Source organism: Stenotrophomonas sp. AGC87 (genome assembly GCF_057333975.1).
Genome location: NZ_JBHFHW010000042.1, coordinates 67,613 through 92,276, shown reverse-complemented (window position 1 = coordinate 92,276; position 24,664 = coordinate 67,613). Strand labels below are relative to the sequence as shown.

The window sequence follows — 24,664 nt, the reverse complement described above, 5'->3', positions numbered from 1 at the left end:
GGCTGGAGACATCCTGTGAAACTGACCCTGCAGATCGACTCGCTTGCGTTGCTGGCCCCGTTCCGGATCAGCGGTTATGTGTTCGAAAACGCGCCGGTACTGCGCGTGGAACTGGAAGAGGACGGCCATCGCGGCCGTGGCGAAGCCAGCGGCGTGTACTACTTCAATGACACGCCCGAGCAGATGCTGGCCACGCTGGAACTGCTGCGTGCGCGAATCGAAGCCGGCATCACCCGTGCCGAACTGCAGCAGTTGCTGCCCCGCGGCGGTGCGCGCAACGCGCTGGACTGCGCGCTATGGGATCTGGAAGCAAGCCGCACCGGCAAGCATGCCTGGGCACTGGCCGGGCTCTCGCAGACCCGGCCGCTGCTGACCACCTGGACGCTCGGCGCCGATGACCCGGCGACGATGCAGTCGATCGCCACCGGCCGCTATGCGCCGGCCAAGGCACTCAAGCTCAAGCTCAGCGGTGACCTGGATATCGACATCGAGCGCGTGCGCGCGGTGCGCAAAGTGCGCCCGGATGTGTGGATGGGTGTGGACGCCAACCAGGGCTACAGCGTGGATGTGCTCGATGCGCTGATTCCGGTGCTGCTGGAGAACGACATCAAGCTGCTGGAGCAGCCGCTGCCGCGCGGTCGCGAAGCCGAGCTCAAGGGCTTTGCGCGGCCGCTGCCGTTCGCCGCCGACGAGAGTGTGCAGGACGTTTCCGAGATCGAAGCGCTGGCAGGCCTGTTCGACGTCATCAACATCAAGCTCGACAAGGCCGGCGGCCTCACCGAAAGCCTGGCGATGGTCGGCAAGGCACGCTCGTTGGGCATGCAGGTGATGGTCGGCAACATGATCGGCAGCAGCTGGGCGATGGGTCCGGCCTTCATCGTGGGCCAGCATTGCGACGTGGTGGATCTGGATGGCCCGCTGTTCCTGCGCGACGACCGCGTGCCAGGCCTGCGTTACGACGAGGGCCTGGTGCATTGCGAAGATGCCGTGTGGGGCAAGGGAGTGCAGGCATGAGTCTCTGGCGCCCCCTGATCTCCGGCCTGCTGCTGGCCTCCACCGCCGCGTTCTCGCCGCTGCATGCGCAGGCACCCACGCCCGTCGCGGTGCCCGCCGCACCTATGGCTGCCGAGACGCCGGACACCATCACGCCCGCACCGGCTGCCACCGGCACCCTGGATGCGGCCCGCGTCGATACGTTCCTGGATGGCCTGGTGCCCTATCTGATGGCGCAGGGCGATCTCGCCGGCGCCGTGGTGACGGTGGTCGAGAACGGCAAGGTCGTCACCGAGCGCGGCTTTGGCTTCTCCGATGTTGAAAAGCGCACGCCGGTGGATCCCAAGACCACCCTGTTCCGCCCGGGCTCGATCTCCAAGCTGTTCGTCTGGACCGCGGTGATGCAGCTGGTGGAACAGGGCAAGCTGGACCTGGACACCGACATCAACACCTACCTGGACATCAAGGTCCCGGCCAAGGGTGAGCCGATCACGCTGCGCCAGATCATGACCCACACCAGCGGTCTGGAAGAGCGCATGCGCTACCTGATCGTGCTGGGCCCAGATCATCCGGCCAACCGCGACAACTACCTCAAGGAATGGGTGCCCAACCAGATCTCCGCACCGGGCACCACGCCGGCGTATTCCAACTACGCCACCGGCATCGCCTCGTACATCGTCGAGCGGGTCAGCGGCCAGCGCTTCGAGGATTACGCCAGGCAGCACATCCTGCAGCCGCTGGACATGCAGTACGCCAGCTTCGAACAGAAGCTGCCGGCCGAGCTGCTGCCGCACGCCGCCAAGGGCTATCTGCTGGGCTCGGGCAAAAGCTACCCGGCCGAGAAGAACACCGCGCCGGGCGTGGGCGGTCTGTATGCCTCCGGCTCGGCGATGGCACGCTTCATGATGGCCACGCTCAATCATGGTGAGCTCGACGGCCAGCGCATCATGCGCGCCGAGACCAACGCACAGATGCTGACCCCGCAGCCGGCGATCCTGCCGCATCTGCCGCGCATGGCCCTGGGCTGGATGGCCTCGGACACCGGCGGCTACGACACGCGCTCGCACGGCGGCACGATGCTGTTCTTCTACTCGTGGCTGTGGATGATTCCGGAACGCAACATCGGCGTCTTCGTGTCCACCAACAGCGTGGGGCGTGATGCGGCCGGTTCTGCCCTGCGCGCCCAGGTGTGGGAGCGCTTCGTCGAGAATTTCCTGCCGACCCTGCCGATCGAACGTGCCGGCCCGGGCGTCGATGCTGCGATGGCGCGCGAGCACGCCGCTGCGCTGGCCGGGACGAGCTGGCAGAGCACGCGTCGCTCGGACAGTTCGTATCTGCGCATGCTGACGCTGTTCGCACCGATCCGTGTGCACCCGCAGGAGGACGGCACGATCACCGTCGATGGCCAGAAGGGCCTCAACGGCCAGCTGCTGCGCTGGCGCGAGGTGTCGCCGTGGTTGTGGCAGCAGGAAAACGGCCGCGGCCTGTTGGAAGTGAAGGTCAAGGACGGCCGGCCGGTGTACTTCTCCGGTGGCCCGTTCGCCTCGGTGTTCGGCTTTGAACCGATTCCGGGCTGGCGTTCGCCGGCGTGGCTGCGCCCGGCGCTGTTCGTCGCGCTGGGGTTGCTGACGCTGTCGGCCGTGCTGCGCATCGGGGGCGTGTTCGTGCGCCGCTACTACCGTGTCAGCGCGCCGGCAGAACGCCGCGGCCTGCGCTGGCTGCAGACGCTGTCGATCACCACGCAGCTGGGCACCGTCGTGGCCTGGGCGCTGTACGTGAAATCGATCGCTGGCCCGGGCGCGATCTCCTCGTACACCAACGGGCCGTTGATCCTGGTGCAGGCGTTGTCCTGGCTCAGCGTTATCGCCGCCCTCGCACTGGTCTGGGTGGCCGTCCGCGCGCCGGCCAGCTGGCCGCGCGTGCGCCGCTACGGTGCCTGGGTCGTCGCACTGGCAGGCCTGGTGGTGGCGTTCGTCGCCGTTACCCAGCGCCTGATCAGCACCGGCCTGCAGATCTGACCCCCGGACGCCCTGCCCCATGACCCTCGATGCACCGCGCAAGGCCTGGTTCGGGCAACCGCCCGGCCTGACCATCCTGTTCCTCACCGAGATGTGGGAGAAGTTCTCCTACTACGGCATGCGGGCGCTGCTGGTCTATTACATGACCAAGCAGCTGCTGTTCTCGCAGGAACAGGCCTCGATGGTCTATGGCCTGTACACGGCGCTGGCCTACCTCAGCCCGGTGTTCGGCGGCATGCTCGCCGATCGCTGGCTGGGCAAGCGGCGTGCGGTGATCCTGGGCGGGGCGATCATGGCGTTCGGCCACTTCCTGATGGCCTTCGATGCGCTGCTGTACCCGGCGTTGCTGGCGATCGTGCTCGGCAACGGCCTGTTCCTGCCGACCCTGCCCGGCCAGGTCGGCGATCTGTACCAGCGCGATGATCCTCGCCGTGGCTCGGCGTTCAATGTGTACTACGTGGGCATCAACCTCGGTGCGTTTCTCGCCCCGCTGATCTGCGGCACGCTGGGTGAGGTGTATGGCTGGCACGTTGGCTTTTCCGCGGCCGGCATCGGCATGCTGCTCGGCCTGGTGATCTACATCACCGGCCGCCGCCATCTGCCGCCGGACCCGCCGCGCAGCGAGCGCGCCACACTGCCCTTCTCCGCCCTGTGGCAGCCGGCCTACCGCCCGCTGCTGCAGGTGATGGCGATGATTGCCGGCTTGATCGTGGTGTTCCGCCTGGCCTACGAGCAGATCGGCAACACCATTGCGATCTGGCTCGATACCGGCGTGGACCGCGTGCTCACAGCCGATTTCACCCTGCCGATGACCTGGTTCTTCTCGCTCAACCCCCTGCTGGTGTTCCTGATCACGCCGATGCTGGTGCAGCACTGGACCCGCCAGGCCCGGAACGGTCGCGAGCCGGCCGCACTGACCAAGATGGCGATCGGTGCTTCGGTGGTCGGCCTGTCCTTTGCACTGGTGGCGATGCTGGGCGGTGAACCGTCGGCCAAGGTTGGCTGGCTGTGGGCCGTCCTGTTCTTTGCGATCTTCACCTTCGGCGAGCTCTTCATCCTGCCGGTGGGGCTGGGCCTGTTCGCACGGCTGGCACCGGTTGGCTTTGGTGCCACGATCATCGCGTTCTGGTTCCTGGCCTCGTTTGGCGGCAACCTGCTGGCCGGCGCGGTCGGCACGCTGTGGTCAACGCTTTCCAGTGCGGTGTTCTTCTCGTTGATGGCCGGCACCTGCATGCTTGTTGCGATGCTGCTGCTGCGCCTGGAGCGACGTGCCCGGCCGTTGCTCGCCGGCAATGCTGCACCTGCACCACAGAATGCCGCCCCGGCCGACGGTGCCGTGACATCGGGTTGAGCCCGCAGCGTTGAGCATGGCCATCGGCCGCGACGACGATCGCGGTCGATCGCAACCCGTTTCCCGGCGTACGCCCCCGGGACAGATCAGAACACCCGACAACGCAGTTCGGCATCCGCTGAATTGCTGCAGCGCAATAATCCGCAATGGGATTATGTTTTCTGATTAAGCTTGACAGATACCTGATCAGGCTAAATATTCCTTACATAGGATTTGTAGGGATGTCGAAATGCCCGATCAGTTTCCGCACGACCCCAGCCTCCGCGCCCATCGCGCCGCTGGCCAGCAGCACGGCCTTGCACCTGCCAACGCCCGTGGTCTGCCGCTTTCCTCCCCCACGCCCCCCCCCTGACCGACGTGCCAACCCGGCGCGGCTTCGACAGCGCGCGCCTCCACACCCCTCCACGGCTGTTACCGCCGTGCACGGCCGTCGTTTTTCCTGCCTGACCCCGTTCCTGATTCCGGAGAGCCCGCCACATGCGCAAGCCGATGAAACGTTCGATCCTCGCCTCCACCGTCACCCTGTGCTGCATGGGCCTTGCCACCGCGGCGATGGCCCAGGATGCCGACGCCGATGGCAGCCGCAGCACACCCGATGTGGTGGAGCTTGATCGCGTGGTGGCGACCGCACAGAAGCGTGCCGAGAACGTGATGGAGGTGGCGGCCGGCGTCAGCGTGATCAGCGAAGAACGTCTCGAGGCGTTCGGCGCCACCCGCCTGAACGACTTCGCCGCCTACGTGCCGGGCTTCCAGGTGGACAGCGGCGGCGCACCGGGCCAGACCACGATGGCACTGCGCGGTGTCGCGCCCCTCGGCGGCGGCTCGATCATCGGCACCTACATCGATGACACCCCGATCGGCCCGAGCAGCAACAAGCAGCGCGCGACCACCTATGCACTGGATCTGCTGCCGTATGACATCCAGAGCGTGGAAGTGCTGCGCGGCCCGCAGGGCACGCTGTACGGCGCCAGCTCGATGGGCGGCCTGTTCAAGTACATCACCAAGGCGGCCGATCCGGATGGCTTCGAGTTCCGCGCCGGCATGGACGTCAATGCCACCAAGGAAGCGGGCGACGTGGGCACCGGTGTGCGCACCTCGTTCAACGTGCCGCTGATCGAAGGCAAGCTGGGCCTGCGCGCGAGCCTCTCGCGCCAGGGCACGCCCGGCTATGTGGATCAACCCGACCTCACCGGCGAGGACGCCAAGGACAGCAATGGCTACTACCAGCTGGCCTCCCGCCTGGCGCTGACCTGGCGCATCAGCGACACCGCCAACCTGCGCGTGCAGGCGCTCTCGCAGATCGTGGATGCCGACAACTCCAGTGCGGTGGGCCTGACTTATCCCACGCTGGAGCCGATCCGCGGCCCGCTCGAAGGCATCCTCCAGCGCGCTACGCCGTACCGGATGGAAACCGACTACTACTCGGCGATCCTGGACTGGGATCTGGGCAACGTCGATTTCGTCTCCGCCACCAGCTTCTCCGAAACCCGCATGGACGAAGTGCAGGATTCCACGCTGGTCTATGGCGTGGCCTGGCCGCTGCTGACCCCGTACCCGGCCGGCCAGGCGCAGTTCGATGTCTTCCTCGGCACGCGCAAGTGGACCCAGGAGTTCCGCCTGAACTCCAAGGAGAACGAGCGCTTCGAATGGTTGCTCGGCACCTTCTTCACCGGCGAGAAAAACACCAACCGCCAGCAGGTGAGCGCCTACGATGCCAACGGCATCCCGCTGCCGTTCAACCCCGGCACCGCCAGCCTGCCCGGCACCTATGACGAGCAGGCGATCTTCGCCGACGTCACCTACAAGTTCAGCCCACGCTTCGATGTCTCCGCCGGTGTGCGGCACGCGCGCAACCAGCAGGATTTCGAACAGCACAGCATCGGCCTGCTGTACGGCCCGCGGCCGATCGATCTGGCCGACTCCGCCGATGACAGCGTGACCACGTGGAAGCTGGCCTCGCGCTGGCACCTCAACGACAGCGCGATGATCTACGCGCGCTACGCCACCGGCTACCGCCCGGGCGGACCGAACGTCTCGACCTCCGGCGTGGTGCCGATGACCAAGGCCGACACGCTGGACAACGTCGAGCTCGGCTTCAAATCGCACTTCTGGGACCGCCGCGCGATGATCGATCTGGCGTTGTTCCGGATCGACTGGGACGACATCCAGGTGCGTGTCTCCGAGAACGGCCTGAGCTGGATGGGCAATGCCGGCAGCGCGCGCAGCCAGGGCGCGGAACTGAGCTTCATGGTCCGCCCGGCCGAGCGCCTGACGATCGGCCTCAATGCGGCCTACATCGATTCGAAGATCGGGGATGTACCGCCTTCCAGCGGACTGGTGTCCGGCAGCCGGATGCCGATGACACCGCGCCTGAGCTGGTCGAGCACGATCGACTACGACTTCGATGTGAGCGACCAGTGGCAGGGCCGGGTCGGTGCTGGCTACCGGGTCACCGGCGAGCGCGTGGCCGGCGCGTACGACATCGACAGCTACAACGCGCTGGACCTGCATGCCGAGCTGACCAACATGACCTGGACCGTCCGCCTGTATGCCCGCAACGCCACCGACGAACGCGCGTACGTCTCCACCGGCGCCGTGCGGGACGCGCTGAACCGCTACGTCGCGGTGACCGGCGTGCCACTGCAGCCCCGCACGATCGGCATGTCGATCGACTACCGCTACTGAGTGCCGTAGCGCCGAGCCCGGCGGCGCGCATGCCGTCGCCGGGCCCACCGGCGGAAGAGACTAAAGGATTATCCTGATTGGGTTGCATATTCTCTGATTAGGACTTATACAGATCCAACCAGGTCTAACAACTGCGAGCCCCTCGTCGTGAATGCCTCCCCTCTCTTCTCTCCCCCGACTACTGGATCCCTCATGAGTGCAACGCCCACCGCTGCCGTACAGGCCCTCGCCGCCCTCCCCCAGCCGTACCTGCTGTTCCTGGGCGATACCACCGAAGCGGGCTTCGCCAAGACCGCGATCGGCCTGCACGACTGGGCGCCGGAAGTGTGCGTGGCCGAGTGGAGCCTGCCCGGCTGCCCGATCACCACCGGCCTGCCGAGCATGACCCCGGCGCAGGCGCGCGCCGCTGGTGCCCGTGCGATGGTGATCGGCGTGGCCAACGGCGGTGGGGTGATTCCGCCGCAGTGGCTGCCGGCGCTGGTGGACGCACTGGAGAACGGCCTGGACCTGGTCAGCGGCATGCACCAGAAGCTGGGTGACATTCCGGAACTGGCTGCGGCGGCCGAACGCCACGGGCGCGAACTGATCAACGTGCGCGTACCGCCGCGCGGCATTCCGGTCGGCAACGGCCGCAAGCGCACCGGCAAGCGCGTGCTGACCGTCGGCACCGACTGCGCGCTGGGCAAGAAGTACACCGCGCTGGCGCTGGCACGCGGCCTGCGTGGGCTCGGCGTGGATGCCGACTTCCGCGCCAGCGGCCAGACCGGCATCCTGATCGCCGGCAGCGGCATTCCGATGGACGCGGTGGTCGCCGATTTCTCGGCCGGTGCCGCCGAACTGCTGAGCCCGAACGCGGCCGACGATCACTGGGATGTCATCGAAGGCCAGGGCTCGCTGTTCCACCCCGCCTACGCCGGTGTCAGCCTCGGTCTGCTGCACGGCAGCCAGCCCGATGTGTTCGTGGTCTGCCACCAGCCGGGGCGCAAGCACGTGCTGGGGTATCCGGACTATCCGCTGCCCTCCATCGAGGACGTGATCGCATTGACCGTGCAGCTGGGGCGCCGTACCAATCCTGATATCCGCTGCGTCGGCGTCAGTCTCAACACCCATGGCATGACCGACGCCGCGGCGGCCGCCGCCTGTGCCGAAGTCAGCGCGCGTCTTGGTCTGCCGGTGGCCGACCCGATGCGGCAAGATGGGGAATTCAACCGTTTGCTGGAGGCCTGCATCGCATGAAGATGACATCCCGTACCTTGAGCCTGTGCGTTGCCGCATTGCTGGGCCTGAGCCCGCTCGCCGCGTTCAGCGCCAGCAAGACCAGCCCGGTGGAAACCGAAGTCGCGCGCCTGGCCACCCTGATCGACGGCAAGGTCGGTGTCTCGGCGTGGCGCCTGGATGGCAAGGGCGAGCAGGTCCATCTGAATCCCGACGAAGCATTCCCGATGGCCAGCACGTTCAAGGTCGCGGTCGCGGCGGTGATCCTGACCAAGGTCGACGCCGGCGAGCTGGCGTTGACCACGATGGTGCCGGTGCCGAAATCGTTCTACGTCGATTCGGAAGTGATCGCCGATCGCTTCATCCATGACGGTGTGAGCCTGTCGGTGCACAACCTGCTGGAAGTGATGCTGACCCAGAGCGACAACACCGCCACCGACGTGCTGGTGGCGCAGGCCGGCGGACCGGCCGCGGTCACCGCCTGGCTGCGCGCACAGGGCATCGAAGGCCAGCGTCTGGATCGCAACACCCGCCAGCTGCTGAGCGACATCTTCGGCCTCGGCGATGAGCCGCTGACCAAGGAACGCGTCGCCGAACTCACCCTCGATCCCGAGGTCGTCAAGCGCACCAAAGCCGGCAACGAAGCCTTCGACAAGGATCCGCGCGACACCTCCACGCCGCGTGCGATGTCGACCCTGTTGACCAGGCTGTTCACCGGCAAGGCGCTGAGCCCGGCCAGCACCGAGGTGCTGGTGCAGATCATGGAACGTTGCCGGACCTGCAGTGCACGCCTGCGGGGCAGCCTGCCGCCGGGCACCAAGGTGGCCGACAAGAGCGGCACCGTGGCCGGCACCGTCAACGATGTGGGCGTGGTCACCCTGCCCGATGGCAGCCAGTTTGCGATTTCCGTGTTCGTCAAAGCCAGCAATGCCCCGCGCAGCGAACGTGAGCGTGTGATCGCCGAGATCGCCCGCACCGTGCGCGACTTCTACCTGCTGCAGCCCACGGCCGCCCGCAAGTGACCGCCGCCGCCAGCCGGTTCCAGCGGTATCTGTTGCCCGGTCTGGCGTTCAAGTCGGCCGTGATCGGTGGCGGCTACGCCACCGGCCGTGAGCTGGCGGAGTTTTTCCTGCCATCGGGCCCCTGGGGCGGCCTGGCGGCGATGGTGTTGTCGATGCTGATCTGGAGCGTGATCTGCATCCTGACGTTCCTGTTGGCACGGGCGATCCGTGCCAACGACTACCGCACCTTCTTCCGGCATCTGCTCGGCCGTGGCTGGTGGACCTTCGAGGTGGCCTACCTGGCACTGATCGTGGTGGTGCTGGCCGTGTTCGGCGCCGCCGCCGGCGAACTGGCCGCGACCATGTTCGGCTGGCCACGGATCGTGGGCACCCTGCTGCTGGTGGCGATCATCACCGGCGTGGTGCAGGCCGGCACCAACGCCGTCGAGCGCATGTTCAAGTTGATGTCGGCCTTCATGTATCTGGTCTACGCCATTGCCGCGTGCCTGATCCTGTACCGTTTCGGCGGCGGCGCCATGGCACAGCTCTCCAACACCCATGAACTGGGCAAGGACTGGGTGCTCAACGGCGTGACCTACGCCGGTTACAACATGTTCGCGGCGGTCTCGATCCTGCTGGTGGTGCGCCACCTGCTGTGCCGGCGCGATGCGGTGATCGCAGGCGCCCTGGCCGGCCCGTTGGCGATCCTGCCGGCGATCGTGTTCTACGTCTGCATGATCGCGTTCCTGCCGGACATCGCCGACGCGCCGCTGCCATCGGACCTGATGCTCGGCCAGCTCGGCCTGCCGTGGTTCCAGCTGTTGTTCCGCCTGATGATCATGGTGGCCCTGGTCGAAACCGGCGTCACCCTGATGGCCTCGGTGGACGGCCGCATCAGCGTCAACTGGAAAGAACGCACCGGCGCCGCACCCAGCCGCGGCATGCGCGTGGCAATCATCGCCGCGGTGCTGCTGATGGCCGTGTTCCTCGCCGATGGCATCGGCCTGGTCGCACTGATCGCGAAGGGCTACCGGCTGCTGGCCTACGCCATCCTGGCCACGTATGTGGTGCCGTTGCTGGCGTACTCGGCGTGGCAGATCTGGACACGCCGCGGGCAGGCGTTCACTGCGCCGGCGGGCGAGCTGCCCGATCCGCGCGCTGCGCTGGCCGACGCCATCGGCGCTCATCCGCCACAGGCGAAGACCAGGAACTGATGCAGTGCGCGTGCCGGCGCGGACAGGTCTTCGTCCGGGCGCCAGACCAGGCCGACTTCCATCGGCGGTACCGCATCGGTGAGGGTGCGTACGTCGATCCGGCGCCCCTCCAGCGACCACGGCCGATAGACCATGTCCGACAGGATGCTGACCCCGAAGCCGTAGGCGACCATGCCGCGCAGCGCTTCCAGCGACGAGGTGCGGAACACCACGTTGGGTTCGCGCCCGACCGAGCGCCAGTAGCGCATCGCCGACTCCTGCCCTTCGTCCACCATCAGCATGATGTACGGATACGGCTCCACGTCGGCCGGGCTGATCACCGGCAGTTGCAGCAGTGGATGCGACTCGGCCAGCCACAGCTGGCGGCGCGAGCGGATCAGCACCTGGCGCCGCAGCACGTAGGGCTCGGCCATGTTGGAAATGATGCACAGGCCGAAATCGAGCTCACCGCTGCTGACGCCCTGTTCGATCGCGGCGCGGTCCATGTCGACCAGATCCACTTCCACCTGCGGGTAGGAGCGCTTGAAGCGCGCCAGCAGGCTCGGCAGGAAGTAGCCCAGCACCGTGTAGGAGGCGCCGATCCTCACCCGGCCCGGCAGCGTGTTGGCCAGGAACATCGGCTCGCTGAGCGCGTCCTGCAGCGTATCCAGGATGTGCCGCACATGCTGGTGGAAGCGGTGCCCCTCCGCGGTCAGCCCCACACCGTGCGGCATGCGGTCGAACAGCTTCAGCCCCAGCGATGCTTCCAGCTGGGCAACCGCGGTGGTGATGACCGACTGGGAAACGTGCAGCTTGCGCGCAGCCTGCGAAAACTGCCCCAACTCGGCCGCTTCGGCAAAGTACCGCAGCTGGCGCAGGGTCATGTTGGCTGGGATTTGCATGCACGGGCTCCCGCGGAATGAGGATATCTGAATAAACAATACCTCATACGCAATTAAACAAATTTACGATAAGCCGCTGTGCCTCTAGACTTCACACTGGGTGCAATGCGCCATGGCCCCAGCCGCCTTGCAAGCGCTGGCCCTTACCCGCTTCGCGACGAGATCCTGACCGGATGTCGGCGCGCCAACATCGCCATTACCGTTGCCCCCCGCCTGCGGTATGCCTGTAGCTCCATGACCCAAGCCCAGCGAGGCCCCTGACATGTCATCACCCCAGATCCCCGCCACGCGTGAACCGTTGCGTTTGCACGTGCCCGAGCCCAGCGCCCGTCCCGGCGAGGCCACCGACTTTTCCTATCTGAAGCTGAGCCCCGCCGGCGCGGTCGACAAACCGCCCGTGGATGTGAGCGCCAGCCAGACCGCACCGCTGCCCGGCCAGTTGATCCGCGTGCTGGATGACAACGGCGACGCCGTGGGCCCGTGGGCCGCCGACATCGACGACGCGGTGCTGCTGCGTGCCATGCACGCCATGCTCAAGACGCGCGCCTATGACGCCCGCATGCTGATCGCCCAGCGCCAGAAGAAGACCTCCTTCTACATCCAGTGCCTGGGTGAGGAAGCCATCGCGGTCGGCCAGACCCTGGCGCTGCGCGATGACGACATGCAGTTCCCGACCTACCGCCAGCAGGGCATCCTGGTCACCAAGGAAGTCTCGCTGGTCGACATGATCTGCCAGGTGCTGTCCAACGCGGCCGACCCGCTGAAGGGCCGCCAGCTGCCGATCATGTATTCGTACAAGGATTACGGCTTCTTCTCGATCTCCGGCAACCTGACCACCCAGTACATCCAGGCGGTGGGCTGGGCGATGGCCTCGGCGATCAAGGGCGACACCCGCATCGCCACCGCATGGGTGGGTGATGGCGCGACCGCCGAAGGCGACTTCCACGCCGCGCTGACCTTCGCGCACGTGTACCGCGCACCGGTCGTGCTCAACGTGGTCAACAACCAGTGGGCGATCTCCACCTTCCAGGCCATCGCCGGCGGTGAGAACACCACCTTCGCCGCACGCGGCGTGGGCTACGGCATTCCGTCGCTGCGTGTGGACGGCAACGATCTGCTGGCCGTGTACGCCGCCTCGCGCTGGGCCGCCGAACGCGCCCGCAGCAACCTGGGCCCGACCCTGATCGAGTGGGTGACCTACCGAGCCGGCCCGCATTCGACCTCGGATGATCCCTCCAAGTACCGCCCGGCCGATGATGCCCAGCACTTCCCGCTCGGCGATCCGATCGACCGCCTGAAGCAGCACCTGATCAAGCGCGGCCTGTGGAGCGAGCAGCAGCACGACGAACTGCGCACCGAACTGGATGCCGAGGTCCTGCGTGCCCTCAAGGAAGCCGAAACCCATGGGTTGCTCGGCAGCGACAACCGTCCCGGCGCGGCCCTCATGTTCGAAGACGTCTACAAGGACATGCCCGAACACCTCCGTCGCCAGCGTCAGCAGTTGGGAGTCTGAACACATGAGCGGGATTGAACAGAACAACACCGGCGGCACGCCGATGACCATGATCCAGGCGCTGCGCTCGGCGATGGACGTGATGCTGGAACGCGACGACAACGTGGTGGTCTTCGGCCAGGACGTGGGCTACTTCGGCGGCGTGTTCCGCTGCACCGACGGCCTGCAGACCAAGTACGGCAAGCAGCGCGTGTTCGATGCGCCGATTTCCGAGAACGGCATCGCCGGCGCGGCGATCGGCATGGCCGCTTACGGCCTGCGCCCGGTCGCCGAGATCCAGTTCGCCGATTACATCTACCCGGCCTACGACCAGATCGTCTCCGAAGCGGCGCGCATGCGCTATCGCTCCGGCGGCAGCTTCACCTCCTCGCTGGTGTTCCGCACCCCGTGCGGCGGTGGCATCTACGGTGGCCAGACCCACAGCCAGAGCCCGGAGGCGATCTTCGCCCACGCCACCGGCCTGCGCACCGTCATGCCGTCCAACCCGTACGACGCCAAGGGCCTGCTGATCGCCTCGATCGAGAACGACGATCCGGTGATCTTCCTGGAGCCCAAGCGCCTGTACAACGGCCCGTTCGACGGTCACCACGACCGCCCGGTCACCGCGTGGTCCAAGTACCCGGACAATCTGGTGCCGGAGGGCTACTACAACGTGCCGCTGGACAAGGCCGCCATCGCCCGCGAAGGCAAGGCACTGACGATCATCACCTACGGCACCACCGTGTGGGTGGCCAAGGCCGCCGCTGAAGATGCCGGGATCGATGCCGAAGTGATCGACCTTCGCAGCCTGTGGCCGCTGGACCTGGACGCCATCGTCAACTCGGTCAAGAAGACCGGCCGCTGCATCGTGCTGCACGAAGCCACCCGCACCTGCGGCTTCGGCGCCGAACTGGTCGCGCTGGTGCAGGAGCATTGCTTCTACCACCTGCAGGCACCGGTGGAACGCGTTACCGGCTGGGACACCCCGTATCCGCACGCGCAGGAATGGGACTACTTCCCGGGTCCGTCCCGGGTCATCGATGCAATGCAGCGCGTGCTGGAGGACTGAACCATGGGACATCACGTCATCAAGATGCCGGACATCGGTGAAGGTATCGCCGAAGTCGAACTGATCACCTGGAAGGTCGAGGTCGGTGGCCCGGTCGCCGAAGACCAGGTCGTGGCCGAGGTCATGACCGACAAGGCCATGGTCGAGATCCCCTCGCCCGTGTCAGGCACCGTGGTCTCGCTGGGCGGCAAGCCCGGCCAGATGATGGCCGTCGGCAGCGAGCTGATCCGCCTGGAAGTGGAAGGCGCCGGCAATGCCAGCGCCGCCAGTGCACCGGCCGCTGTCGCGCCGGCCGAACCGGTTGCTGCGCCCAAGGCGGCTGCGCCTGCTGCTGTACCTGCGGCCGCCGCCGAGGCTGCACCAGCCGCGGCGTCCGCCAAGGCCGCCGCTGCCTCCGCACCCGCCTGCGCCGCCAAGCAGGACGCGCGTGGCGCGGTGACCAACGGCGTGCTCAACGCCGGTGAAGCTCCCCTGGCCTCGCCGGCCGTGCGCCGCCGCGCTTGGGACCTGGGTGTCGAGCTGCGCTACGTGCCGGCTACCGGCCCGGGCGGTCGCATCCTGCAGGCCGATCTGGATGCCTACGCCGCCGCCGGTGGCAAGGCGCAGCCGGTCGGCGGCAGTGCCGGTGGCAGCAGCTACGCACGCCGTACCGGCGAGCAGCAGGTGCCGATCATCGGCCTGCGTCGCAAGATCGCGCAGAAGATGCAGCAGTCCTGGACGACCATTCCCCACATCACCTATGTGGAAGAAATCGACGTCACGGAAGTGGAGGCCCTGCGCGCCAAGCTCAACGAGCGTTGGGCCAAGGAGCGCGGCAAGCTGACCCTGCTGCCGCTGCTGGCACGCGCGGTGGTGCTGGCCGCACGCGACTTCCCGCAGATGAACGCCCGCTTCGATGACCAGGCCAACATCGTGACCCGCTACGAGGGTGTGCAGCTGGGCATCGCGACCCAGAGCGAAGTCGGCCTGTCGGTGCCGGTGGTCGCCCATGCCGAGTCGCTGGACCTGTGGCAGACCGCCACCGAAATCGCGCGCCTGGCCAACGCCGTGCGCGTGGGCAAGGCGACCCGTGAGGAGTTATCCGGCTCGACCATCACCATCAGCAGCCTCGGTGCGGTAGGTGGTGTGGTGTCGACCCCGATCATCAACCATCCGGAAGTGGCGATCGTCGGTGTGAACCGCATCATCGAACGCCCGATGTTCCGCGAGGGCCAGGTGGTGGCGCGCAAGCTGATGAATCTGTCGTCTTCGTTCGACCATCGCATCGTCGATGGCATGGATGCGGCCGAGTTCGTGCAGGCCATCCGTACCCGCCTGGAAACCCCGGCCCTGCTGTTCGTGGAGTAAGCGATGTCCAATACCCTTCAAACCCAGTTGCTGATCATCGGCGGCGGCCCCGGCGGTTACATCGCCGGCATCCGCGCCGGCCAGCTCGGCGTCAAGACCATCGTGGTCGAGGGCGTCAATCCGGGTGGCACCTGCCTCAACATCGGCTGCATTCCGTCCAAGGCGCTGATCCATGCCGCCGAGGAATTCGCCAAGGTCACCGCCTATGCGGCGGGCACCTCGCCGCTGGGCATCAGCGTGCAGGCACCGTCGCTGGACCTGGCCAAGACCGTGGCGTGGAAGGCCGGCATCGTCAAGAAGCTGACCGGCGGCGTCAGTGCGCTGCTGAAGAAGAACGGCGCGCAGCTGATCAAAGGCTGGGCCACGATCGTCGACGGCAAGACCGTGGAGATCGCCGGTGCCGCCGAAGACGGCGGCACGCTGCGCATCAGCTGCGAGCACCTGCTGCTGGCTACCGGCTCGGTGCCGGTGGAACTGCCGTTCCTGCCGTTCGGCGGCAAGGTCATCTCCTCCACCGAAGCGCTTTCGCCGACCTCGCTGCCCAAGCAGCTGATCGTCGTCGGTGGCGGTTACATCGGCCTGGAGCTGGGCACGGTGTACCGCAAGCTGGGCTGCGAAGTCACCGTGGTCGAGGCCCAGGAACGCATCCTGCCGGCCTACGACGCCGAGCTGACCAAGCCAGTAGCCACGCACCTGGAGAAGTCCGGCGTGAAGCTGCTGACCGGCCATAGCGTGCTGGGCCTGGCCGACAATGGCCAGCTGCGCGTGCGTGACAAGGACGGGAACGAAATCGCGCTGGACGCCGACCAGATCCTGGTCGCGGTCGGTCGCCGTCCGAAGACCGACGGCTTCAATCTCGAATCGCTGCAGCTGGATCTGACCGGCAAGGCGATCAAGATCGACGACCAGTGCAAGACCTCGATGCGCAACGTGTGGGCGATCGGCGATGTCGCCGGTGAGCCGATGCTCGCGCACCGCGCGATGGCGCAGGGCGAACTGGTGGCCGAGATCGTCAGCGGCAAGAAGCGCCACTTCGTGCCGGCCGCGATTCCGGCGGTGTGCTTCACGGATCCGGAAATCGTGGTGGTCGGGCTGTCGCCGGACGAAGCCAAGGCACAGGGCATCGAGACCAAGGTCGCGCTGTTCCCGTTCGCGGCCAATGGCCGTGCGATGTCGCTGGAATCCACCGATGGCTTCGTGCGCGTGGTCGCGCGCAGCAGCGCCCACCGCATCCTCGGCTGGCAGGCCGTGGGCGTGCAGGTCTCGGAACTGTCGATCGCCTTCGTGCAGTCGATCGAGATGGGCGCCACGCTGGAAGATATCGCCGGCACGATCCATCCTCACCCGACGCTGGGTGAGGCGGTGCAGGAAGCGGCGCTGCGTGCGTTGGGGCATGCGTTGCATATCTGAGGCAGGTCTGTAGGTCCGAGCCATGCTCGTATACCTTAGATGGCAACAAAACAAACGGCCCGCATTGCGGGCCGTTTGTTTGCATCGGTTCTGGTAGATCGCAACGGGCAGCAGTGGAGGCTGGCCGTGACGGAGGGGCCACCCGCCCTCCATCCCGTCGGGCGTCAGCGCCCACCCTGGTGCGCGCCGCCCTCCCGGCTCACGCGCGTCGCGCCAAGAATCCAGGTCATGTCCGAGGTCGACCACGGCACGATGTGCGCAGACCGCGCAGGCAATGGCGCCGCATCCTTCGGCCAGCCATCGATTCCCGCCGCGGCCTGCACCTCGACCGGACCGCCCTCCGCTGGCCACCGCAATTCGATCCCGTCCGGGCCCGGTGCCTGCCAGCGCAGACGCGACCAGCGGTCCGCCTCGTCCAACAGTGGCACCGCTTCCCCCTGCAACTGCACATTGCGTACCACCGCCCCGCTCTTCAGCCCTACACGGAGTTCGCGCGCGCCTGCGGGTGCCAGCACGCGCAGCACCGATTGACCGGTGGCGGCATCGAACGACGGCTCGAAGCGAACCCGCTCCGGCACCGCGATGGCGTCGGCCTTCGTCGCCCAGACACCTGCCCAATCCAACGCCGGAATCGGCAGACGGGCAGGCTCACCCTGCCCTACCCGCAATGCGCCGCGACTCCAATCGGACAGCTGCGACAATGGACTGACGCGGTGGTACTGCTGGTTGTCCGGATCGGCGACGAACAGCGCCTGGGACAGTTCGGGATAGCGCGTGCGGTCCGCCTGGGTGAGCGACGCAGCGGCCAGTACTCCTGCGGCAGACAACAGCGTGACGAACGCGGCGATGGCAAGCCAGCGTCCGCCATCGGCCACGCGCACCCACGGCAACAGCAACATGGCGAGCCACGCGAACGGCAACGCCAATACTTCCGGCGTACCGAAGCCGATCGCCTCGAACAGCTGCAGCGCGAAGTGGAAGACATGGGCCAAGGCGAATCCGGTGATGACTGCCGCGGCAAGGACACGCAACGCGGTCAGCGGCGCGTGCGCCGGCAGCAGCCAGACCACCGCGGCCACCGCCAGCAGCGGCCACAGCAGCAACGGTGCCAGCTCCGGCGCGAGCACCTGCACGACCGCGCCGATGATCCAGGCCACCAGCAAGGCACCCAGCCGAGTGCTTTCCCCGCGCACAGCGGTCCCTGCACTGGTCCAGGCCAGCAGCGCCACCACCACACCCAACCCCAACCCTAGGGCGTCGAACCCACCCCGCAGCGAGGCGCATGCGCCCGCCAGCACGGCGAGCACGGCCGCTTGCTTACGCGCCGCCCTGCACCGCGTCAATGCGCCCAGCGCCAGCACCACGCCGATTGCCAACAGCCCCTCGCCTGCCGCCAGCTTGGAAAACGCCGCCAGCAGGTCACGGTTGTTCACCAGCGTGGCATCGCCGCCGCCCAGCAACCGGTAGGACACACGCACCGCCAGCGCCACCGACAGCAGCGCCAACGGCCACCAGGCCACGCCACTGACCATGCCCCGCCAGCCGCCCTGATTGAACGTGGCCCGGCGCGCGACCACGACAAGGACCAGCAGCCCAAACGCCAGCACGCACCAGCCCGACCACGTCGGCACGCTGATCATCCAACCGCCGGGAAGATCGCTGTAGATCGCATCCTGGGTGGAGGTCGGCAGCGTCGCCGAGGTCGCCAGCTTGCGCACCATAGGCAGCACCTGCGCGCCCATGTGCTGCACGCTGCCCGGGTCGAGGTTCGCCACGCTCGCGGTCGCGGCGTGGTAGTCGATCTGGCTGCCGATGATCGCGAAATTGAGCCCCGGAATGCCCTTCTGCGCCGGCACGGTGAAGTCGGTGCCGTTGGGCATGTAGCGGTAGACGAAACCGGTCAGCGAGTTGCCCAGCGGCTGCGGCGCGAGTTTGGCGAACGTGCCCAGCAGCGCCGCGTTGCCCGGCCCGGTTTCGAACAGCACCGCACGGCCACTGCTGCCGCGTGCTTCCAGATTGATGACCGTGCCGACACGCGACGACAGCGGATGCGACGCGAAGAACGCACGCGCGCCGAGCAGGCCGGCTTCCTCCGCATCGGTGAACAGGAACACCACGTCACGCTGCCGCGCATCGCTCTGCAGCGCACGGGAGATCTCCAGCATCACCGCCACGCCAAGGCCATCGTCGGCCGCGCCGGGCGAATGCGGAACGGTGTCGTAGTGCGCCATCAGCAGCACCGCCGGCAGGCTGCGATCGCGGCCCGGCAGTACCGCGACCACGTTCTCGACATTGGCCGCGCGCACACCACGTCCGTCGCCCGAACCGTACTCGGCGGCTGCGTGCCCGCGGTGCACGGCCACCTGCAGTCCGGCCTGCTGCAGGTGGTTTACCAGTTGGTCGCGAACCCTTGCCGCGGCCGCTGAGCCGGTGGGATGCGGCTCGGCCGCGATCCAGCTCAGGTGCTGCATTGCGCGTGCGGCCGAGAACTCGGCGGTGGCGATGCTGGCGGGCTGTGCGGGCGGGGTCTTCTGGGCGCTCCAAGCCGACCACGCGGCGATGACGATGCCGAGGAGCAGCAGTGGCAGCGTGTATCGTGCGGCGCCGCGAGATGACCGGAGCGCGCTCATGCGCGCACCTTGCGGCTGAGATCATTCGCCAAGCTGCAGAGGAGCGGGATAACGAGCACGGCGGGAATCCAGCAAGGATGACCTACGCAGGATTACAAGGGCATTTCCGATCTGTCAAACAGTTTTCCGATCAGCGAACCCACTGACCTGCATTGCGCAAGCACCCGCCCCCCAGCCGATCTTCAACGGCCCGCATGCGGCTCCTTGAACGCCTCGGAGACGACCGCAACAATCTCATCCCACACCCCCGTTTGAGCAAGCACCGGCATTTCCTTGGCGAGTACGTTGCTCAACTCACCCCGGTTCTGATCGATCGAGCGCAGCACCCGATCCGCCTGCTGATCGGGCATCTCAACAACCTCTTTCAACGCTGCGCGTGCGCGCGCATGACTACGCAGATAGCGTGACTGCTCGGGCATCTGCTCGGTCAACGTCCGGCGAAGGATATTGGCGAGGAAGATCACGTGCGGTCCGAGGTCGGGATAGCGCCACAGTGGCTTGGCCTCATCGTCTGCATCAAAGGCGATGTTTGACACCACGCCATCTGGATAGCGGGTTTGCGTGGACTCGAAGGTGACATGCTCGCGGACCGCCTGCATCAGCGGTTTGGACACGTGGTCCAATACGCGGTCATAGCCACGTCGCTCGCCGGCATCGTCGGTAATGACCGCCGAGATCGGCAGAATCACAGTGTCCGGGATGACACCGTCGCGACGGAGAACATCATTGACCAGGAACCGATGCACGCGGCCATTACCGTCGGCGAGTGGGTGGATGTACACGAACCCGAACGCGGCCACCGCACTGCGCATCACTGGCGATTGACCCTCGGTCCTGTCGAGAAACGTACGCAGCCCGTCGAGCATTGCGCCTATCGTGTCGGCTGAAGGCGCAATGTAATGCACCACTTCTTGATAGCGCACCGTTTCGCCGACAAACACGGGCGACTGGCGCAGCCCGAAATGCGTGATTGTCGTCCGATCACCAAGGATCTCCCGCTGCAGTTCAGCCAGCGCCGCGTCACTCAAAGGCACCTCGCCTTGCCCCGTTCGACGCGCCATGACATCGGCGAAACGCTGCACTCGCCCCACCCGGTCGCCCTCACCCTCAATGGCGAAGCTGGCCTTACTCTCGCGCAACGTCATCCAGACTGCTGCCCGCAGCAGCAGGTCTTCGCCGAATTCATCTGTCAGCTCATCGAACAGGGCGGTCACGTTCAACGCGGCGGCCGCATCCACAGCGGCAGTCTTGACGACAATGGGGCAGAAGGCGGGCGTGCCCGGCATGTTGTCGTTCACGCGCCAGCGCTGCACCTTGGTAACGCGATCGCGGCTTGCTACGACAACTTTCTGACCGTCAAGGACATCGACATAGTTGCCACCCAGCCGCTCAGGCACCGCCAGCGACTCCCCGACCAGCCACTCATAAAGAAATGCGGCACGGCGTGCGTACTGACCGGTGGGCTCGGCGGCGACCCACGCCTGTACGAACCCGGGACCCGTCCGCGCGAAGAGGCGGGCCAGGAATTCAAGATGGGGAACTTCATGCCGAAGATGGAACTGCAGGTGCGCCGCAGGTTCAAGCGCTGGCCGCATGGGCTCCGTATAGGTTTCCAAGCGGAACCCATCAGTAACCTGGGTTGCCCGCCGCCCCCCCACCTGGCTCATCACAGGCAACCGCCCCATTGGCCGCACGCCATAGGCCTGGGCCAGCCAGGTGGCGCCGATGGGATCTGCGAGCAGGTCCGTCATGTGAAGGATCCCCCGTGCAAGCCGCCGTCAGAATGCATTGCGCCTAAGGCAGCATCCTGTCGAATATCGATTATGGATGAATAAAATCAATTAGATTTGCTGTAATTTGCGCAAAAACGATTAAATCTCATACGGGAAGAGCTTCCCGCAAGACGTCCCCGCCGTCAAGGCCGCAAGCGAGCATTCCACCCTGAGGTGTGCGCCAGACTTGATCGCCAGCACACTGGAGTGATCTCCTACCGCGCTTCCTCTGCACGGCCGCATACAACAAGGGCGCCTCTCGGCGCCCTCGTTCTTTCAACTCATTCCCACTCAATAGTCGCCGGCGGCTTCCCCGAGATGTCATAGACAACCCTTGAAACCCCCCGCAACTCATTGATGATCCGGTTACTCACCGTACCCAGGAAGTCATACGGCAGGTGCGCCCAATGCGCCGTCATGAAATCGATGGTCTCCACCGCACGCAGCGCGATCACCCATTCATACGCACGCGCATCACCGACCACGCCCACCGACTTCACCGGCAGGAACACCGCAAACGCCTGGCTGGTCTTGTCGTACAGATCGGCCTTGCGCAGTTCGTCGATGAAGATCGCATCGGCCTTGGCCAGCAGTTCGGCGTACTCACGCTTCACTTCGCCGAGGATGCGCACGCCCAGGCCCGGGCCCGGGAACGGGTGGCGGTAGACCATGCTGCGCGGCAGGCCGAGTTCGACGCCGAGGCGACGCACTTCGTCCTTGAACAGCTCACGCAGTGGCTCGACCAGGCCCAGCTTCATGTGCTCGGGCAGGCCGCCCACGTTGTGGTGGCTCTTGATCACATGGGCCTTGCCGGTCTTGCTGCCGGCCGACTCGATCACGTCGGGATAGATGGTGCCCTGTGCCAGCCACTTGGCGTTCTTCAGCTTGGTGGATTCTTCATCGAAGATGTCCACGAACAGGTTGCCGATGATCTTGCGCTTGGCTTCCGGATCGCTGACGCCTTCGAGCTTGCTGAAATAGCGGTCCGCGGCATTCACGCGGATCACCTTGACGCCCATGTGCTCGGCGAACATCGCCATCACCTGGTCGCCTTCCTGCCAGCGCAGCAGGCCGGTATCGACGAACACGCAGGTCAGCTTGTCGCCGATCGCCTTGTGCAGCAGCGCGGCCACGACAGACGAATCGACGCCGCCGGACAAGCCCAGGATCACTTCGTCATCGCCCACCAGTTCGCGCACGCGGGCGATCTGGTCGTCGATGATGTTGGCGGCGGTCCACAGGGTTTCGCAGCCGCACACATCCACCACGAAGCGGCGCAGCAGCGCCTGGCCCTGCAGGGTGTGGGTGACTTCCGGGTGGAACTGCACGCCGTACCAGCGCTTTTCTTCGTTGGCCATCGCGGCCACCGGGATGCGATCGGTCACGGCGGTGACGGTGAAGCCCGGGGGCGCGACGGAGACGTGGTCGCCGTGGCTCATCCAGACATTCAATTTCGGCTCGCCGCCGTGGTCGCTCAGACCCTTGAACAGCGCATCCGGGGCGACGACGTTGACTTCGGCATGGCCGAACTCACGCTGGTCGGCCGCTTCGGTGGCACCACCGAGCTGGGCGGCCAGGGTCTGCATGCCGTAGCAGATGCCGAAGATCGGCAGGCCGCTGTCGAACACTTCCTGCGGTGCGGCGGGCGCGCCCGGCAGCGTGGTCGATTCCGGGCCGCCGGACAGGATGATGCCCTTGGCGCCGAACGCGGCGATATCGGCCGGGTTGTGGTCCCACGCCCAGATTTCGCAGTACACGCCGAGCTCGCGGATGCGGCGCGCGATCAGCTGGGTGTACTGAGCACCGAAATCGAGAATGAGGATCTTGTCGTTATGGATGTTGGTCATGGCGCCCTGGGCAATGCAGGAAAGAAAACAGGAAACGAATACGAAAACCGGCGGCCTATAGAGAAAGAGGAACGGGAATCAGCTTCCTCGTTCCTCTTTGCTCATGCCGCATCAGGCGCGGTAGTTCGGCGGCTCTTTGGTGATCTGCACGTCGTGGACGTGGCTCTCACGTTGGCCGGCGCCGCTGATCTTGACGAACTTCGGCTTGCTGCGCATGTCTTCGACGGTGCCGCAGCCCACGTAGCCCATGGTGGCGCGCAGGCCGCCCATCAGCTGGTGGATGATGCCGCCGACCGGGCCGCGATACGGCACGCGGCCTTCGATGCCTTCGGGCACCAGCTTGTCGGCGCTGGAGGCGTCCTGGAAGTAGCGGTCCTTGGACCCCTTTTCCATCGCGGCCAGCGAGCCCATGCCGCGGTAGCTCTTGTAGGAGCGGCCCTGGAACAGCTCGGTTTCGCCGGGCGATTCTTCGGTACCGGCCAGCAGGCCACCGATCATGATGGTGGAGGCACCGGCGGCGAGCGCCTTGCCGATATCGCCGGAGTAACGGATGCCACCATCCGCGATCAGCGGGATGCGATCCTGCAGCGCCTCGGCGACGAGGTCGATCGCGGTGATCTGCGGCACGCCGACACCGGCGACGACGCGCGTGGTGCAGATCGAGCCCGGGCCGATGCCGACCTTGACCGCGTCCGCGCCGCTGTCCAGCAGCGCCAGTGCGGCTTCACCGGTGCAGATGTTGCCACCGACGACCTGCACCTGCGGGAAGTGCTTCTTGACCCAGCTGACGCGGTCCAGCACGCCCTGCGAGTGGCCGTGCGCGGTGTCCACCACCAGCACGTCCACCCCGGCGGCGACCAGCGCCTCGACCCGGCGGTCGGTATCACCACCGACGCCGACGGCCGCGCCGACCAGCAGGCGGGTGGCGGTGTCCTTGGCGGCGTTGGGGTAATCGGTGTTCTTCTGGATGTCCTTGACGGTGATCAGGCCGCGCAGGGCGAAATCATCGTTGACGACCAGGATCTTCTCGATGCGGTTGCGGTGCAGCAACTGCAGCACTTCATCGGAGGCCGCGCCTTCCTTGACCGTGATCAAGCGATCTTTCTTGGTCATGATGTGGCGGACCGGATCGTCCAGCTCGGTCTCAAATCGCATGTCACGGTGGGTGACGATGCCGACCAGCTGGCCGCCGCCGTCCACCACCGGCACGCCGGAGATGTTGCGCGCCTGGGTCAGGGCCAGCACGTCGCGGATGGTGGTTTCCGGGCCGACGGTGATCGGGTCGCGGATGACGCCGGCCTCGAACTTCTTGACCTTGGCGACTTCGGCAGCCTGCTGCTCGACGCTCAGATTCTTGTGGATGATGCCCATGCCGCCGAGCTGGGCCATGGCGATGGCCAGGCGGGCTTCGGTGACGGTATCCATGGCAGCCGAGAGGATCGGAAGCTTCAGCCGCAGGTCGCGCGTCAGGCGCGTTTCCAGACTGACATCCTTGGGCAGGATGATGGAATGAGCGGGGACGAGGGAGACGTCGTCGTAGGTGAGAGCTTCAGCCTGGATGCGCAGCATCGGCATACCCGAGATGTGGGGAAGCGCGACATTTTACCCTGATTCGGGCGTCTTTGGCAGGGGGCGGATGCGACGCTGTGTCGCGTGGGCAAACGCCGGTTCAGGACGGTGGCAGGCGACCGATGAATCCGCCAAAGCCAACCAGCGGTAGTGGGGGGGGGGGGGGGGGG

General features: G+C 66.3%; 16 protein-coding genes. 11 read left to right on the top strand and 5 right to left on the bottom strand.

Annotated features, from left to right (window positions below; translation table 11 throughout):
- The first annotated feature begins 15 nt into the window (after positions 1-15).
- From ACE026_RS17570 to ACE026_RS17540, 7 genes are all read left to right on the top strand, one after another.
- Positions 16-1,014 carry a dipeptide epimerase gene (locus tag ACE026_RS17570; protein ID WP_486040082.1) on the top strand — a complete coding sequence of 333 codons (999 nt, stop codon included), beginning with the start codon at positions 16-18 and terminating at the stop codon, positions 1,012-1,014.
- Entirely contained in the window at positions 1,011-3,011 is a 2,001-nt protein-coding gene (locus ACE026_RS17565) for a serine hydrolase domain-containing protein (protein WP_486040080.1), read from the top strand. Before ACE026_RS17570 ends, ACE026_RS17565 begins: the two co-directional genes overlap by 4 nt.
- 19 nt (positions 3,012-3,030) lie before the next feature.
- The gene (locus ACE026_RS17560; RefSeq protein WP_486040079.1) at positions 3,031-4,362 is read left to right on the top strand and encodes a peptide MFS transporter; all 1,332 of its coding nucleotides are present in this window, start codon (positions 3,031-3,033) and stop codon (positions 4,360-4,362) included.
- A 477-nt stretch (positions 4,363-4,839) separates the two neighbouring features.
- The gene (locus tag ACE026_RS17555; RefSeq protein WP_486040078.1) at positions 4,840-7,047 is read left to right on the top strand and encodes a TonB-dependent receptor; all 2,208 of its coding nucleotides are present in this window, start codon (positions 4,840-4,842) and stop codon (positions 7,045-7,047) included.
- 192 nt (positions 7,048-7,239) lie between these two features.
- Positions 7,240-8,283: an N-acetyltransferase DgcN family protein gene (locus ACE026_RS17550; RefSeq protein WP_486040077.1), complete on the top strand. Its 1,044-nt coding sequence runs from the start codon at positions 7,240-7,242 to the stop codon at positions 8,281-8,283.
- Complete coding sequence (gene bla, locus ACE026_RS17545) at positions 8,280-9,284, top strand: class A beta-lactamase (RefSeq protein WP_486040076.1); 1,005 nt, start codon at positions 8,280-8,282, stop codon at positions 9,282-9,284. Before ACE026_RS17550 ends, bla begins: the two co-directional genes overlap by 4 nt.
- Positions 9,281-10,477: a YkvI family membrane protein gene (locus ACE026_RS17540; protein ID WP_486040075.1), complete on the top strand. Its 1,197-nt coding sequence runs from the start codon at positions 9,281-9,283 to the stop codon at positions 10,475-10,477. The genes bla and ACE026_RS17540 overlap by 4 nt, the downstream gene beginning before the upstream one ends.
- Here the strand turns inward: ACE026_RS17540 and ACE026_RS17535 are convergent.
- Positions 10,447-11,358, bottom strand: a complete 912-nt coding sequence (locus ACE026_RS17535) for a LysR substrate-binding domain-containing protein (RefSeq protein ID WP_121036607.1) — start codon at positions 11,356-11,358, stop codon at positions 10,447-10,449. The two genes, ACE026_RS17540 and ACE026_RS17535, sit on opposite strands and share 31 nt — an antisense overlap.
- 262 nt (positions 11,359-11,620) lie before the next feature.
- On the opposite strand from ACE026_RS17535, the gene ACE026_RS17530 reads away from it, so the two are divergent.
- From ACE026_RS17530 to lpdA, 4 genes are read left to right on the top strand one after another with little or no spacing between them, the layout of a single operon-like run.
- On the top strand, positions 11,621-12,871 hold the full coding sequence (locus tag ACE026_RS17530) for a thiamine pyrophosphate-dependent enzyme (RefSeq protein WP_486040074.1): 1,251 nt from the start codon (positions 11,621-11,623) through the stop codon (positions 12,869-12,871).
- A 4-nt stretch (positions 12,872-12,875) separates the two neighbouring features.
- Positions 12,876-13,919 (top strand): alpha-ketoacid dehydrogenase subunit beta, encoded by a 1,044-nt coding sequence (locus ACE026_RS17525; RefSeq protein WP_070427218.1) that lies wholly within the window; start codon positions 12,876-12,878, stop codon positions 13,917-13,919.
- A 3-nt stretch (positions 13,920-13,922) separates the two neighbouring features.
- A complete protein-coding gene (locus ACE026_RS17520; protein ID WP_486040073.1) occupies positions 13,923-15,266 on the top strand; it encodes a dihydrolipoamide acetyltransferase family protein in 1,344 nt (447 codons plus the stop codon).
- 3 nt (positions 15,267-15,269) lie between these two features.
- Complete coding sequence (gene lpdA / locus ACE026_RS17515; protein WP_486040072.1) at positions 15,270-16,676, top strand: dihydrolipoyl dehydrogenase; 1,407 nt, start codon at positions 15,270-15,272, stop codon at positions 16,674-16,676.
- A 164-nt stretch (positions 16,677-16,840) separates the two neighbouring features.
- Here lpdA and ACE026_RS17510 read toward each other — a convergent pair whose 3' ends face one another.
- From ACE026_RS17510 to guaB, 4 genes are all read right to left on the bottom strand, one after another.
- The gene (locus ACE026_RS17510) at positions 16,841-19,306 is read right to left on the bottom strand and encodes a M20/M25/M40 family metallo-hydrolase (protein ID WP_486040071.1); all 2,466 of its coding nucleotides are present in this window, start codon (positions 19,304-19,306) and stop codon (positions 16,841-16,843) included.
- A gap of 182 nt (positions 19,307-19,488) precedes the next feature.
- Positions 19,489-21,057 carry a Fic family protein gene (locus tag ACE026_RS17505; RefSeq protein ID WP_486040070.1) on the bottom strand — a complete coding sequence of 523 codons (1,569 nt, stop codon included), beginning with the start codon at positions 21,055-21,057 and terminating at the stop codon, positions 19,489-19,491.
- Between the two features lie 302 nt (positions 21,058-21,359).
- Positions 21,360-22,925, bottom strand: a complete 1,566-nt coding sequence (gene guaA / locus ACE026_RS17500) for a glutamine-hydrolyzing GMP synthase (protein WP_282263967.1) — start codon at positions 22,923-22,925, stop codon at positions 21,360-21,362.
- A gap of 111 nt (positions 22,926-23,036) precedes the next feature.
- The gene (guaB, locus tag ACE026_RS17495) at positions 23,037-24,494 is read right to left on the bottom strand and encodes an IMP dehydrogenase (protein ID WP_026069766.1); all 1,458 of its coding nucleotides are present in this window, start codon (positions 24,492-24,494) and stop codon (positions 23,037-23,039) included.
- Positions 24,495-24,664 lie beyond the last annotated feature (170 nt).